The following is a 13,885-nucleotide window of genomic DNA, read 5'->3' as shown; positions in this document are numbered from 1 at the left end:
GCGTGTGTGTTTTTGGGTGTGTTTTGGGGCCCTCACCGTGTTGGTGGGGCCCCAAAATGTTTTTATGTGTGGTTGCGGTGGTTTCCTACTCTCCCACACCCTACCAGGTGCAGTACCATCGGCGTTCACGGGCTTAGCTTCCAGGTTCGGTATGGAATACTGGGCGTTTCCCCGTGGCTATGACCACCGCAAAAATATCAGCCAACACGAACAGCCCCCCTTTGTTTACAGGCCGCATGGCCTGCGCGGGCTTGTCCCACACGCTTCAGTGGTAACAACCACGATCACGCGTGTGTGGGTTGGTGGTGGTTTGCATAGTAGTTACGAGCAAACAGGATTCCTGTTTGTCATTGTTGTAATGGTTGTTTTTAGTTGTTGACTATTAGTACCAGTAAGCTAAACACGTTACCATGCTTACACCCCTGGCCTATCAACCCAATCATCTATTGGGAGTCTCTCCCCCACAAGAGGGGGTTGGAAACCTTGTCTTGAAGCAGGCTTCCCGCTTAGATGCTTTCAGCGGTTATCCTTCCCAAGCGTAGCTAACCAGCCATGCACCTGGCGGTACAACTGGCACACCAGAGGCTTGTCCGTCCCGGTCCTCTCGTACTAGGGACAGGCCTTCTCAAGTTTCCTACGCGCGCAGCGGATAGGGACCGAACTGTCTCACGACGTTCTAAACCCAGCTCGCGTACCGCTTTAATGGGCGAACAGCCCAACCCTTGGGACCGACTCCAGCCCCAGGATGCGACGAGCCGACATCGAGGTGCCAAACCATGCCGTCGATATGGACTCTTGGGCAAGATCAGCCTGTTATCCCCGGGGTACCTTTTATCCGTTGAGCGACCGCGTTTCCACAAACCACGGCCGGATCACTAGTTCCTGCTTTCGCACCTGCTCCACCCGTCAGTGTCACAGTCAAGCCTTCTTCTACACTTACACTCAACACCTGATTACCAACCAGGCTGAGAAGACCTTTGAGCGCCTCCGTTACCATTTAGGAGGCAACCGCCCCAGTTAAACTACCCACCAGGCACTGTCCCCAATCCGGATCACGGACCAAGGTTAGATAACCGTTTATATCAGAGTGGTATTTCAACAACGACTCCACCACCACTAGCGTGAAGGTTTCACAGTCTCCCACCTATCCTACACAAACACAACCGGCTACCAATACCAAGCTATAGTAAAGGTCCCGGGGTCTTTCCGTCCTGCTGCGCGAAACGAGCATCTTTACTCGTAATGCAATTTCACCGAGTTCATGGTCGAGACAGCGAAGAAGTCGTTACGCCATTCGTGCAGGTCGGAACTTACCCGACAAGGAATTTCGCTACCTTAGGATGGTTATAGTTACCACCGCCGTTTACTGGGGCTTAACTTCAAACCTTCACCCCACAAAAGAGGGGTTGAGCCTTCCGCTTAACCTTCCAGCACCGGGCAGGCGTCAGTGCGTATACATCGCCTTGCAGCTTCGCACACACCTATGTTTTTAGTAAACAGTCGCTTCTTCCAAATCACTGCGACCACACCCAAACAAAAAATACCAGAAACAGTAATGTCCGGGCCTGGTCCCCCTTATCCCGAAGTTACGGGGGCATTTTGCCGAGTTCCTTAACCATGATTCACTCGCACGCCTTAGTATACTCTACCTAACTACCTGAGTCGGTTTAGGGTACGGGCGGTCCTTTCTCTAACGTCGAGGCTTTTCTAGACAGCACAGGCACACCAATAACCACCACAAAACGTGGCAGTCCCATCAGCCCTCACCCTCATCATTTAAGACAGCACACCGGATTTACCTAGCATGCAGGCCACAACCTTAGACTGGCACAACCACCGGCCAGCATCAGCTACCCTACTGCGTCACCCCTGTTAACACGCTTGCCTACCCAAGAAGGGACCCCAAGACCACTAAGAGGCAAAACCCGAAGGAATCACCCCCATCACGGCGTTGGTTAGCACAACTTTGTCAGCACTGGACAAGAAAAAACCGGTACCAGAATATCAACTGGTCATCCATCGACTACGCCTGTCGGCCTCGCCTTAGGACCCGACTAACCCAGGGCGGATAAACCTTGCCCTGGAACCCTTAGTCAATCGGCGCGTGGGATTCTCACCCACCACTCGCTACTCATGCCTGCATTCTCACTCCCAACCAGTCCACAAACCCTCACAGGCCTGCTTCACCCCAGTCAGGACGCTCCCCTACCCAAAAAACAAAAACATTTTCTGCCACGGTTTCGGCGGTGTGCTTAAGCCCCGCTACATTGTCGGCGCGGAATCACTTGACCAGTGAGCTATTACGCACTCTTTCAAGGATGGCTGCTTCTAAGCCAACCTCCTGGTTGTCTATGCAACTCCACATCCTTTCCCACTCAGCACACCCTTAGGGGCCTTAACCGATGATCTGGGCTGTTTCCCTCTCGACTACGAAGCTTATCCCCCGCAGTCTCACTGCCTTGCAATTATCAATGGCATTCGGAGTTTAGCTGACGTCAGTAACCAAAACGGCCCATCAACCAACCAGTAGCTCTACCACCACAACAACACACGCAAGACGCTGCACCTAAATGCATTTCGGGGAGAACCAGCTATCACGGAGTTTGATTAGCCTTTCACCCCTACCCACAACTCATCCCCCCAGTTTTCAACCTAGGTGGGTACGGCCCTCCACGACCCTTTACAATCGCTTCAACCTGGCCATGGGTAGATCACCCCGCTTCGGGTCTAGAACACGCGACTGGGCGCCATTTTAAGACTCGCTTTCGCTACGACTACCCCACAAAGGGTTAACCTCGCCACGCATCACTAACTCGCAGGCTCATTTTTCAATAGGCACGCCATCACCACAACCCAAAAAAGGGCCGACCGGCTCTGACGGCTTAAAAGCGCTTGGTTTCAGGCACTATTTCACTCCCCTCCCGGGGTACTTTTCACCATTCCCTCACGGTACTACTACACTATCGGTCACCTAGAAGTATTCAGGCTTACCCAGTGGTCTGGGCAGATTCACAGCAGATTCCACGAGCCCGCTGCTACTTGGGAACACACTCAAGCAGAGTTGCATGAACCACCTACACGACTATCACGCCCTACGGTCAACCATCCCAGACTGTTCAGCTCCACACAACCATTTATAACTACCCCCACCCCCGGCAGAGAATGGAAAAACACGCCCCAACAACCCCACATGCGCAACAGCTGCCGCCTTGACACGCACACAGTTTAGCCATCATCCGCTTTCGCTCGCCACTACTCACAGAATATCTCTTCCTGCAGGTACTAAGATGTTTCACTTCCCCACGTTCCCCCCACCACCCTATACATTCAAGCAGTGGTAACAGGCCACAAAACCTGTCAGGTTACCCCATTCGGAAACCCCCGGATCAACGCTCGCTCGCCAACTCCCCAGGGAATATCGCAGGCCACAACGTCCTTCATCAGCTCTAGGCACCAAGGCATCCACCAAACGCCCACAAAAACTAAAAAACCCAACAAAACAAACAAAAAAGATGCTCGCAACCACTATACAAATCACCAACAACCCAACCACAACCACCAAACCACCACACACAAACCATCAACAAACAACAACTTGTGAAAACCAGTAGCAGCTAGTGGAAGAGCCAGACCAACAGTGTTAGCCATAAACCCGACAGCATGCCCCCAAACCAAACCAACACGAACCAGTGAAATTCGATTCAGAGTAAATTCTGTAATGCCCAAAACAATATTTTGTTCTTGTAAAAACAATCCAAAAAACTAAGGAACAAACCCACAGCAGGCCACAACCACAACTGGTTGCAACAAACCCACCACGAATCCTACTTAAAAAAGATAATCCTTAGAAAGGAGGTGATCCAGCCGCACCTTCCGGTACGGCTACCTTGTTACGACTTCGTCCCAATCGCCAATCCCACCTTCGACCACTCCCCCCACTTTCGTGGTTAGGCCACGGGCTTCGGGTGTTACCAACTTTCGTGACGTGACGGGCGGTGTGTACAAGACCCGAGAACGTATTCACCGCAGCGTTGCTGATCTGCGATTACTAGCGACTCCACCTTCACGCAGTCGAGTTGCAGACTACGATCCGAACTGAGAACAGCTTTAAGGGATTAGCTCCACCTCACAGTATCGCAACCCTCTGTACCATCCATTGTAGCATGCGTGAAGCCCAAGACATAAGGGGCATGATGATTTGACGTCATCCCCACCTTCCTCCGAGTTAACCCCGGCAGTCTCTCGAGAGTCCCCAACCAAATGCTGGCAACACGAGACAAGGGTTGCGCTCGTTGCGGGACTTAACCCAACATCTCACGACACGAGCTGACGACAACCATGCACCACCTGCACACCAGCCAAAAAAGCCAGCATATCTCTACACTGTACCGGCGCATGTCAAGCCTTGGTAAGGTTCTTCGCGTTGCATCGAATTAATCCGCATGCTCCGCCGCTTGTGCGGGTCCCCGTCAATTCCTTTGAGTTTTAGCCTTGCGGCCGTACTCCCCAGGCGGGACACTTAATGCGTTAGCTACGGCGCAGAAACCACACGGCCCCCACACCTAGTGCCCAACGTTTACAGCATGGACTACCAGGGTATCTAATCCTGTTCGCTCCCCACGCTTTCGCTCCTCAGTGTCAGTAACGGCCCAGAGACCCGCCTTCGCCACCGGTGTTCCTCCTGATATCTGCGCATTCCACCGCTACACCAGGAATTCCAGTCTCCCCTACCGCACTCAAGCCTGCCCGTACCCACCGCAAGCCCATGGTTAAGCCACAGGATTTCACGACAGACGCGACAAACCACCTACAAGCCCTTTACGCCCAATAAATCCGGACAACGCTAGTACCCTACGTATTACCGCGGCTGCTGGCACGTAGTTAGCCGGTACTTCTTTACCAGTTCAAATCAACCACACCCAAAGCATGGCCTTTCAACCCAGCGAAAGAGGTTCACAACCCGAAGGCCTCCATCCCTCACGCGGCGTCGCTGCATCAGGCTTGCGCCCATTGTGCAAAATCCCCCACTGCTGCCTCCCGTAGGAGTCTGGGCCGTATCTCAGTCCCAGTGTGACCGCCCACCCTCTCAGGCCGGCTACCCGTCACCGCCTTGGTAGGCCATCACCCCACCAACAAGCTGATAGGCCGCGAGCCCATCCCCCACCAGACCAAACCATTTCCCACCAAAGCCATGCGACCAAAGCGGAATATCCTGTATTAGCCACACTTTCATGCGGTTATCCAAAAGAAGGGGGCAGGTTACTCACGTGTTACTCACCCGTTCGCCACTCTCACCAAAAACAAAAAGCCCTTGGATCCCGTTCGACTTGCATGTGTTAAGCACGCCGCCAGCGTTCGTCCTGAGCCAGGATCAAACTCTCCAAACAAAAACAAAACAAAGAGAAAACCAGAACCAACCAAAAAAGCCAGCCCCAGCGACCCCAACCAAAAAACAAAAACAAAACAAAAAAGGACAAAACAAAAAACACACTATCGAGTTCACAAACAACACCCACACGAAGCTGAACCCTCAAAAACTTTAGATTCTTGTCAAGGTGTCTTCCGGATTTTTAACCGGACTTCCTAGTTTACTGCTTCTATCCAGCTTGTCAACTTAGTGACATCGCTCTTGGAAACTTTCTAGGTTTTGTTCCTCCGCTTTCGCGGGGCAACGAATAGAAACTTTACACACGTGGTTTTGCAGGGTCAAATCCGTTCACGGTGACTCCTACCACACCCATTTTTCCGCACGGTTGCGGGGTATTAACTCCCGTTGCTCTGCAGTAGAATAAGAAGGCGGTGATCCCCTAAGCGGCACGCACCAGCCGCACCACGAGAGGTAGTTTATGCACCGGCCAATCGGGTTTGACCGCAAGCGATACATCGAACTTCAGTCGAAGCACATTAATGAGCGACGCAACCAAATCGGCGGAAAGCTCTACCTCGAAATGGGTGGAAAACTGTTTGACGATTTCCACGCCTCTCGCGTGCTACCCGGCTTCACTCCGGACAACAAGATCACGATGCTTGAGACCCTTAAGGATCGCATCGAAATCATCGTTACCATTAACGCTAAGAATCTTGAGCACACCAAAGTTCGCGCTGATACCGGGATCCCCTATGAAGAGGACGCACTTCGCCTCATTGATGTATTTCGCGAGCGAGGCTTTTTAGTTGAGAACGTCGTGCTCACACAAATGGATGAAGGAAACAAGGAAGCGAAAGCATTCCGCACGCGCTTGGAAAAACTTGGACTTAGAGTTGCGCGGCACCGAACCATTAAGGGGTACCCGGCGGACGTTGAGCACATCGTCTCGCCAAAGGGCTTTGGTCGTAACGATTTTATTGAAACTTCCAAGGACGTCATTCTCGTAACCGCGCCCGGGCCTGGATCAGGCAAACTGGCAACGTGCCTGTCGCAGATTTACCACGAATTCCAGCGGGGTAACCAGGCCGGATACGCCAAGTTTGAGACCTTCCCCATCTGGGATCTACCGCTCGACCATCCCGTGAACATGGCGTATGAGGCTGCCACTGCCGACCTCGACGATGTAAACATGATCGATCACTTCCACCTCGCCGCGTATGGTACGAGGGCAGTCAATTACAACCGCGACCTAGAAGTCTTTCCACTGCTATCGGCGTTGCTTGAAAAGCTCACCGGTTCATGCCCCTACAAGTCGCCAACCGACATGGGTGTGAACATGGTTGGGAGCTGTATCAGCAACGATGACGTATGCCGGGAGGCCGCTAAACAGGAAGTGATTCGCCGCTACTTCAAAGCGCTCGTTGAAGAAAAGCGTGCTGGCACAGATAGTCACGAATCCGACCACATTGCCATCATCATGGGCAAGCTGGGCATAGACCGCAACTACCGACCAGTTGTACGCCCCGCCCTCGAAATTGAGCGCAAAACTAAGAATCCAGGTTCAGCCATCGAACTGCAGGACGGAACCATCGTTACCGGTAAAACGTCAGCCCTACTGGGCCCGTCAGCTGCGATGCTCCTAAACGCGCTCAAACTACTCGCCGGGATTCCCCCGAAGATGCATCTGCTTGCGCCCGAATCCATTGAGCCCATTCAAAAACTCAAAACCGAGCACCTGGGCTCTCGCAACCCACGATTGCACACCGACGAAGTACTCATCGCCCTATCGGTTTCAGCAAACACCAACGAGTATGCGCGCCGTGCCCTCGAACAGCTAAAGGCGCTCCAGGGCTGCGACGTACACACCACCACGATTCTAGGTTCCGTTGACGAGGGGATATTTAGGAACCTGGGAATCAACGTCACATGCGAACCGAAATACTGGCGCAAGGGCGTTTACCAAAAGCGGTAGGATCCGGCGCTGGCGACTATTAGACGAGGGACTTAACAACCGTAGCGGCGCGCCGGTCAGAGGCCGTTTTTCAGCGTAAACCGCCCGTGCAACTACCCCCTTCATTAGTGCAGTTAGACGAATACGCAAAACGAGGCAGCTTGCTTACTCAACCGGGGCGCGCGCAGGTAAACTAGTTAAACGAGAAGTGGGCCACTTGATCTGGGGTGGCCCACTAACTACTTAGAAAGCAGATTTCGTGAACATCATTACCTCTCACTCGGCCCTCAGCATCCCGCTGCTGAAAGAGGTAACAATCGACCCAGTAGCGCTCAAGACGGCCTCCAAAATTGACCGTCTCGGCAACCTCGTGCCACGCAATATTACTGTCACCACCCTGTTTTCGGCCATCGCCAACCACGCACGCCAGGCTGATTCCACCGATGAAATCAGCATTAGCCTCGAAAATCTACCCCGCCCACTGCTGCGCGAAACGGCCGAAACCCTAAGGTCTATGATTGTTGGCCGCCAGCAGGTACTCGTTGATCTGGTACCCGAAAACTGCTTCGCCGCACTACAACAGCTTCTTGGCGACAACACGAGCGACAAACAACCCGGGCCGCTTCTGCATCAAATCGGGCCCGCTTTCACGTGCGCCGCTAACCCAGAACTTACCGAAATGATCGACACCATTGGATTCGACATCAGCCCTCTCGAAAGAGTTGTGCCCATCGCTGTGAATCCATCCGCGTGGTGCCAAACGTGGTGTCAGGAGACCGGGGCTCGCCGCGACCTCATTCACCGAGCATTTGACTGGGTAGAGAGCGTGACGATCAGCTCCAAGAATTACCGAGCGCTCAAAGCCTCGGGAGCGAAAATAATTCCCTCCTCGAAAGCTTACCGAATGTTGCGAAGCCCCAAGTTCTGGGCCTACGCGGTGGTGTTCATCTACTCTTCTCTTCGCGCGCTACCAGTAACGTTCGTGAAGAACTTCCACGGCAACCTGTGGATCCTGTGGGGCATGGACGTGGTTACTGCCATCCCCTACACGTGGGGTCTGCTGGCGTTCGTAACCGCTCACAAATTCTGGGTTCGATACACGGGCCTGCTGGTCACCCTGGTCACGTTTATCTCTCCGTACGTGTACTTTTGGACGCATGGGCGAGGATACCCAGCAGGTGTAAACGCGATAGTTATCGGCATGATCGCGTTCGCGTTCCTCTACGAACTGCGCAACTACCTTCGCGACCGCTACGTTGCCGATGGACTGCGTGGCCACGGTAAGTGAGGGGCCGCAGATGTCCTCGGAAATAAAAGAGTGCGCGAGGAAAATCTCGCACACTCTTCACTAGAACCTTGGATAGAAGGTCTGCCTTAAGCTGTAACCCTGGATAGAAGGTCTGCCCTAAGCTGTAACGTTTGCTTTGCGGCTGGCTCTATCGGGCCCGGTGAACATGCGGGCAATGCCTGTGAGTAGGAACCAGCCTCCCGACACGTAGAACAGGACCAACATCCACGTTGGTTGCACCGGGTAAATCGCCACTAGGCCACCCGTAATGCCAATCCACACCGCGATAGAGATCAGGTTAATCGCCATGAATTTCTTGACGCGGAACGGGTGCGTCCAATAGCTGGGGACAATCGTGAGCACGATGCAAGTCACGACCGTGATGACGTTCACGACTTCACTGGTCTGCAAAACATACAGGCAAAGGGCCACAATGTTCCAAGCTGCGGGGAAACCGTAGAAATAGAAGTCCGATGACTTCCAATTCTCATTCGCATAACACAGCGTGGAAGTGGCAAGAATCAAAACCGTGAGTACCGCCGCCAAGTACGGCTGCCCCATTTCGATATGGCGATACATGAAGATAGCGGGGATGAACGTCCACGTCAGGTAATCAATAATGATGTCAAGAATGCCACCATCAAACCATGGGAGCACCTCGCGCACACGAAACCTACGTGCCATCGTGCCGTCCACGCCATCAACCACCAGAGCGATGAAAAGCCAAAGCCACATCATGCCGATCTCTTGGTGAATAAGAGCCAACGTGGCCAGAGCTGCGAACGCTACACCCGACATGGTGAACAGATGCACCATCCACGCGCTAACACGTTGCGACAGCGGCGCCAAGTTTTCTGGCGCGATCGTTTTTATCTTTTTCGGCATTCGTTTGTACTTTGTTTTGACGTCAAAATCCATGGATTTCTTTCACATTCATCGATGGGATTTTCTAGGTATCCTCGGCGACGATTGTACCCCACTTGCTAAATATTGCGACTATCCGAAATCTCGCGTTTTCGCATATTCTGTGCTTTTCTCGAGGATCACCTGAGGCGGCAACCATCTAGGAACTCCTGCTGGCATTCCTGCGTACGAGCACGACAACACAAAAATCTCGGGTTACCGGTCGTTAAGTGTGTCTATAGATTGTGTTTTTGTTTGGTGTGGTGGGTGAAAGTCTGGGTTGGTTAGCTTTTTTAGCTATAGATTTAATGGTTGTTGTGTTTTCTTGAGTTTGTGTTAGGGGTCGTTTTGGTTGCCTTGGCTTATGCCAAAGCAACTACCGGTTCGTTCATGCCCGTCTTGTAAGGGGTGGCGGGTAAAGAAAAATGGTGTCACCTCGGCTGGCACACCTAGGTACAGGTATCTTGATTGCGGGGCGTGTCATACCAAACAGAGAGTGTTTGATGGTTTGTGTGTGGGAATCCATCCCGCATAAGGAGATAAGCCAGAATGACTACTGTGGCAAGACGAGACCCGGCTGATAAGGCCAAGATTGACGCGATTGAGGAGAAGCTTCTTGCTAACCCTGAAATCGCTAAGCTGATCGACGAATTGGGCACTTCCACCACGGATGCCAATGACCTGGTGCGCGGCATGTTGCAAGCCTCGATTACCCGAGGTTTGAATGCTGAGATGGATGCCCACCTCGGCTATCAATCCGGTGATCGGGACGCTAAAGCGGCAGCTGGGACTGATAATCACCGCAATGGCACCTACCCGAAGACGGTTGATTCCAATTACGGGCCGGTTACCGTAGACGTTCCCAGAGACAGGGCTGGGACGTTTCTTCCCACCATGGTTCCCAAAGGCTCCAGGCGCTTGACTGACGTCGATGACATGATCGTGAGCTTGTATGCCGGCGGCATGACCGTGCGCGATATTCAGCACCATATGGCCACCGCCATGCGGGTGGATATCTCCCATGAGACGATTTCCGCTGTCACTGACGCAGTCCTTGATGAGGTACTGGTGTGGCAAAACCGCCAGCTCGACGAGTTCTACCCCGTCATCTTCCTTGACGCATTGCGCATCAAAGTCCGTGACGGTGGACGCGTAGTCAACAAGAGCGCCTATATGGCCATCGGCGTGGACATCGACGGAATCAAACACATCCTAGGACTCTGGATCGCCAAGGAAGAAAGAGCATCCTTTTGGGCGCAGGTGTGCTCCAACCTGTCGAATCGCGGGGTCAAAGACGTCTTCATTGTCTGCTGTGACGGGCTCAAAGGCTTGCCTGAGGCAGTGGAGGCAACCTGGCCAGGTTCGATGGTGCAGACCTGTATCGTGCACCTGATTCGTGCTGCCAACCGGTGGGTGGCCTACGGCGACCGCAAGACCGTGTCGGCAGCATTGAAGAAGGTCTATACCGCCCCTGATGAATCCACTGCTGCAGCGGCACTGGCTGAGTTCGCATCCTCTGAGTTTGGCGAGAAATACCCCAGGTCTGTGAAGGTCTGGCAAGACGCATGGGAGCGGTTCGTGCCGTTCTTGCAGTTTCCGCCGGCAGCCCGCAAGGTCATCTACACGACGAATTCGATTGAGTCGTTTAACAATGAGCTGCGTAAAGCCACTCGTAACCGGGTGCAGTTCACCAATGATGAGTCCGCGTTGAAGACTCTGTGGTTGATGATATGCAATATTGAAGACAAACGCGCAGCTAAACGCGCTAAAGAAGGTAAACGAGCCGCCGCTTCAGCTAGCCGGCTCGTTGAAGGCGGAAAGGTTTCAGGGTGGAAACAAGCCATCAACCAAATGGCCGTGGCCTACCCCGACCGCTTCGACCAATACCTCTAAGAAATCAAGCCCCACACACAAACAACTTGACACGCTCACCAAACACAGACCGCAGGCCAGGACTGGCAACACGTATGAAGCGTTTGTGTCCTACCTGTTAGGTAAACACGCTCAAAGCGAACTCAACCGCGGTAGCGATCGCAGTGTTCGACGCAACTTCACGTGGTGTTGGAACCCGCTAGTGCCTACTCCACCGGTCAGTGGTGAAGTATTTGATCAAGTCTTCATCGACGGGACGTATCTAAGTGGTGGGTGGGTAGTCTTAATCGCTTGTACCACTACTAACGTATTGAACTGGCAAGTATGCGCTAAAGAAACCAAAGCTGCCTACCAAGCCCTCCTAGCCCCGATAGCCCCACCTGTAATGGTGGTAACAGACGGGGCAAAAGGTGGTGAGCGTGCCATCAACAGTTTGTGGCCCACCACTAAGATTCAACGTTGCCTAGTGCATGTACACCGCAATAACATCACTGACCTGACTCGCAAGCCTAAAACTAGTGCCGGTCAGGACCTAATGTGCTTATCACGACAGTTAACCCGCATCACCACTACCACCCAGGCCGCTAACTGGCTTACCAGCCTGGCTGCGTTTTACAACCAATACGACCAATACTTAAAACAACGTACCTTCGCTAAAGACCTCCCACAACCCCTTAGAAAGCCTGGGCGTAAATGGTGGTACACCCACGAACGTGACCGCCGCGTGTACTTCCGCCTCCAACGCCTAGCCAGAAAAGACCAACTATTTACCTACCTGACCAACCCCACACCAGCCCATAACACTACCAACGTTGTCGAGTCCCACAACGCGGCCATCAAACAAATCCTTAGAAACCACCGCGGCTGGAAACCAAACCAACAAGTCCAAGCCGCCACCCACTACCTAAACACTCAAACCGAAAAGCCCTTCACCCCAAGACACATCCTCAAACACTGGCAACAAGCAGGAAAACCACACCTACAACTCATCCCACCCACCACAGATCACACAAGCCCACCACCAAAACACCTCAACCAACAAGCCCCATGGGAAGACGGACTATCAACCAGAAAAGGCTGGGCAGGCAGACACAAACCCTAAAACAACACAACACGCCACCAATAGACACACAATTTGTCCGGTAACCCACACATCCGCCCAAAAACCGGAACGATGACCCGACACATCAAAGCCCCAAGGCATAAAAAATCTCGGGACATCGTATGAACGATGTCCCGAGACATAACAACCGTGGAGCTAGGGGGATTCGAACCCCCGACCTTCTCATTGCGAACGAGACGCGCTACCAACTGCGCCATAGCCCCAAGTGCGAAAACCAGCCTAGCACCACATCGCCAAAACCGTTAATTCGGTGCAGTCGAGACCTCGCACGTTGTAACGCGCCAATGCGCGTAGCCTTCACAGCGTATTACTGCGCGCGACGGAACTCGAGGATGTCCTCCAAATCGAACGTGGTTTCAGTCATCTCAGCAGCCTCTTCGGACGTCATAGCGTCAAGCGAACGCGGCTTCGCAACCACTGGGCGCAGCGGGCTGACAGTTTGGGTCTCGGACCTATTCTCCTCCGAGCTTTCAGCCGATACGACTCCCTCACCATTATTTTCGAGGACGCTCGGATCAACCACTACGCGCCTACGCGGGGCCTTGGCAGCGCGAGCGTAAGCGGGGGTGGGCAGCTCGCGGGGAGTCCACTCGGCAGGTTCAGCGGCGGCCTCGACATGTTCCTCATCAATCGATTCCGAGACGGAAGTCGCTGCGGGAGTAACGCTCTCGGTGACTGGCGCGGAAGCCGCAATACGTTGTTCAACGGATGAACGCAGGCGGTTGTAGCGAGACTGCTCGAGCCTGCGCTCCTCACGCAGTTGCTTCAAAAGCTCAGCTTCGGCGCGAGCCCTCTCAATGGAGCGGTGGTAGGCGAGGCGCCCCTCCGCTAGCACGGCCCCCATAACAGCCGCGGGAACCAACAGGAACCACCAGGAGAACGTCGAAAACGCAGCGGCAACCACGAACGCCACCAGTAGCGTCAACGCCACTCCAAAAATGGCAAAACGACGCTTACCCGCAGCGTTCTCCTTCGCGATACGAGCCGCGCGAGATGCACGTAACTTCGCCATCTCCCGAGAAGTCGAAGAAACAAACTCACCCGAAATACGCTGCGAATCAGCCATTGAAAATCCCCCTATCGATTCTGCCTCCACGGCCTGAACCCTCCGTTCGGGTCCACAAACCGCCACGTGAGGCAAAATACGCGGCTGGTTCCTACCCGCCTCGCCGCGAACGACAAGGCCAGGCTGTTCCTTAGCCAAGGGAACAAGTTTGAGGTCCGGCGAAAACCTATCTTCCACAGGCGTTTCGATAACCTCATTGCGGTTCTTTATGAGCGCAGGCGTCCAATACGCGGCTACCAACACGGCCAACGCACCAATAATCCACCCAGCGAAACTCACGTACCCATAATTACATCATTGTCATTCCAACGCCG

General features: G+C 53.5%; 8 protein-coding genes, 1 tRNA gene and 3 rRNA genes. 5 read left to right on the top strand and 7 right to left on the bottom strand.

The window, feature by feature from the left end; all coding sequences use genetic code 11:
- Positions 1-72: 72 nt before the first annotated feature.
- The 4 genes from rrf to HMPREF9238_RS07085 form a co-directional block, all read right to left on the bottom strand.
- A 5S ribosomal RNA gene (rrf, locus tag HMPREF9238_RS07095) occupies positions 73-191 on the bottom strand.
- A gap of 172 nt (positions 192-363) precedes the next feature.
- Positions 364-3,489: ribosomal RNA gene (locus tag HMPREF9238_RS07090) — 23S ribosomal RNA — on the bottom strand.
- A 45-nt stretch (positions 3,490-3,534) separates the two neighbouring features.
- A complete protein-coding gene (locus HMPREF9238_RS09090) occupies positions 3,535-3,753 on the bottom strand; it encodes a hypothetical protein (RefSeq protein ID WP_232217618.1) in 219 nt (72 codons plus the stop codon).
- A 95-nt stretch (positions 3,754-3,848) separates the two neighbouring features.
- Positions 3,849-5,387: ribosomal RNA gene (locus tag HMPREF9238_RS07085) — 16S ribosomal RNA — on the bottom strand.
- Together the 16S, 23S and 5S rRNA genes form the textbook arrangement of a ribosomal RNA operon.
- A gap of 459 nt (positions 5,388-5,846) precedes the next feature.
- On the opposite strand from HMPREF9238_RS07085, the gene HMPREF9238_RS07080 reads away from it, so the two are divergent.
- Positions 5,847-7,340 carry a DUF1846 domain-containing protein gene (locus tag HMPREF9238_RS07080; RefSeq protein WP_016444776.1) on the top strand — a complete coding sequence of 498 codons (1,494 nt, stop codon included), beginning with the start codon at positions 5,847-5,849 and terminating at the stop codon, positions 7,338-7,340.
- Positions 7,341-7,578: 238 nt separating this feature from the next.
- Positions 7,579-8,607, top strand: a complete 1,029-nt coding sequence (locus HMPREF9238_RS08675; RefSeq protein ID WP_016444775.1) for a hypothetical protein — start codon at positions 7,579-7,581, stop codon at positions 8,605-8,607.
- A 117-nt stretch (positions 8,608-8,724) separates the two neighbouring features.
- Here the strand turns inward: HMPREF9238_RS08675 and HMPREF9238_RS07070 are convergent, their stop codons facing one another.
- On the bottom strand, positions 8,725-9,492 hold the full coding sequence (locus tag HMPREF9238_RS07070) for a CDP-alcohol phosphatidyltransferase family protein (protein ID WP_040316833.1): 768 nt from the start codon (positions 9,490-9,492) through the stop codon (positions 8,725-8,727).
- A 382-nt stretch (positions 9,493-9,874) separates the two neighbouring features.
- Here HMPREF9238_RS07070 and HMPREF9238_RS09215 point away from each other — a divergent pair, with 382 nt between their 5' ends.
- From HMPREF9238_RS09215 to HMPREF9238_RS08910, 3 genes are read left to right on the top strand one after another with little or no spacing between them, the layout of a single operon-like run.
- Entirely contained in the window at positions 9,875-10,045 is a 171-nt protein-coding gene (locus tag HMPREF9238_RS09215) for a transposase-like zinc-binding domain-containing protein (protein ID WP_434056925.1), read from the top strand.
- 14 nt (positions 10,046-10,059) lie between these two features.
- Entirely contained in the window at positions 10,060-11,403 is a 1,344-nt protein-coding gene (locus HMPREF9238_RS07065) for an IS256 family transposase (protein WP_016443799.1), read from the top strand.
- Complete coding sequence (locus tag HMPREF9238_RS08910; protein ID WP_156824414.1) at positions 11,318-12,484, top strand: IS1249 family transposase; 1,167 nt, start codon at positions 11,318-11,320, stop codon at positions 12,482-12,484. Before HMPREF9238_RS07065 ends, HMPREF9238_RS08910 begins: the two co-directional genes overlap by 86 nt.
- 151 nt (positions 12,485-12,635) lie before the next feature.
- Here HMPREF9238_RS08910 and HMPREF9238_RS07060 read toward each other — a convergent pair.
- Together HMPREF9238_RS07060 and HMPREF9238_RS07055 are read right to left on the bottom strand one after the other, a co-directional pair.
- Positions 12,636-12,708: transfer RNA gene (locus HMPREF9238_RS07060), tRNA-Ala, on the bottom strand.
- Between the two features lie 104 nt (positions 12,709-12,812).
- Positions 12,813-13,850, bottom strand: a complete 1,038-nt coding sequence (locus tag HMPREF9238_RS07055; protein WP_016444772.1) for a hypothetical protein — start codon at positions 13,848-13,850, stop codon at positions 12,813-12,815.
- Between the last annotated feature and the right edge of the window lie 35 nt (positions 13,851-13,885).

This window comes from Gleimia europaea ACS-120-V-Col10b (assembly GCF_000411155.1).
In the GTDB taxonomy this organism is placed as follows: Bacteria; Actinomycetota; Actinomycetes; order Actinomycetales; family Actinomycetaceae; genus Gleimia; species Gleimia europaea_B.
The sequence above is the reverse complement of the archived record's forward strand: the minus strand, read 5'-3'. Positions and strand labels throughout refer to the sequence as shown.

What these genes read in the sequence shown, in the direction of transcription:
- HMPREF9238_RS07080 (WP_016444776.1), top strand. Translation starts at nt 5,847, where the DNA reads ATGCACCGGCCAATCGGGTTTGACCGCAAGCGATACATCGAACTTCAG.
- HMPREF9238_RS07070 (WP_040316833.1), bottom strand. Translation starts at nt 9,492, where the DNA reads ATGCCGAAAAAGATAAAAACGATCGCGCCAGAAAACTTGGCGCCGCTG.
- HMPREF9238_RS09215 (WP_434056925.1), top strand. Translation starts at nt 9,875, where the DNA reads ATGCCAAAGCAACTACCGGTTCGTTCATGCCCGTCTTGTAAGGGGTGG.
- HMPREF9238_RS07065 (WP_016443799.1), top strand. Translation starts at nt 10,060, where the DNA reads ATGACTACTGTGGCAAGACGAGACCCGGCTGATAAGGCCAAGATTGAC.